The organism is Cryobacterium cheniae (assembly GCF_004403395.1).
Classification (GTDB): Bacteria; Actinomycetota; Actinomycetes; order Actinomycetales; family Microbacteriaceae; genus Cryobacterium; species Cryobacterium cheniae.
Genome location: NZ_SOGN01000070.1, coordinates 1 through 1,033, shown reverse-complemented (window position 1 = coordinate 1,033; position 1,033 = coordinate 1). Strand labels below are relative to the sequence as shown.

Annotated in this window: 1 pseudogene; it reads right to left on the bottom strand. The window is 76.9% G+C overall.

The features are described from left to right. Positions 1-1,033 (bottom strand): annotated as a pseudogene (locus tag E3T23_RS14645) (hypothetical protein); the annotation flags it as partial.

The window sequence follows — 1,033 nt, the reverse complement described above, 5'->3', positions numbered from 1 at the left end:
GGCGCGGTCGACGCCGGCGCGGTGGCGGGCGCCTCTGCCGCGGGGGTCGCTCCCGGGATGGCCACCGTGGCCCAGCCGGTGTCGGTGCCGGCGTCGGTGCCGGCGTCCGGGGACCTTGGGATGGCCGCGGTCGCCCAGCCGGTGACGGCGGGAGCGGGGGCATCCGCCGGTGCGGCTACCGGCTCGGCAACGGATGCCGCACCGGCGCCGGCCGTGAGCGGCGGAACGTCGGCGGAGTCCGAGGTGGCGGAGCCCGAGGCGGCATCGTCCGACACGGCAGAATCCGACACGGTATCGTCCGAGACGGACTCGTCGACAGCGGTCGGGGCGGCGGCCGGATCGGGCTCGGCGTCGGCGTCCGTGTCGGCGTCGGCGTCGGCGTCAGCGTCGGCGTCAGCGTCAGCGTCAGCGTCAGCGTCGGCGTCCGTGTCGGGGGCGCCGTCCGAAACGGACTCGGCGGCAGCGGCCGGGGCGTCGACCGGATCGGGGTCGGCGTCGACGGCCGACGCGTCCTCGGTCGCGGCGGCGGCGGGGGTGTCCTGCTTTGCGCGGGGAGCTGCGGCAGCCGATGCCGCGGCGGGGCTCGGTGCAGCAGCGACGCTCGGCGCTGCGGAAGCCGGGGCCGGGGCGGGGGCGCTCGGGGTGGCCGGGGCATCCGTTCTCGGGGACGAGTCGACCCGGGCGGTGAGCTGGGGCGTGAAGCCGAGCACCTCGTTGACGGCGCGTTTGAGGTAGTCGCCGACGCCCTGGCCGGGGGCGGCGGACTGCTTGAGTCCGGCGACGTCGTTCTGGCTCGGGAACGACAGCACGAGCAGCTCGCCGCCGCGCAGTTCCATCGCGCGGGCGGTGTAGAGCACGAGCCAGGCGCCGATCTTGGCGTTCTTGACCGACTCGAGGATCTGCGGCCAGGAATCCTTGACCTGCTGCAGCGTGACGGGACCGACGGGGCGGGGCGCGGCAGAGGCGGCGGGCGGCGTCGCGGCGGCAGGCGTGCCGGCGGGCGGCATCGCGGCAGGAGTCGCGGCGGGCGTGG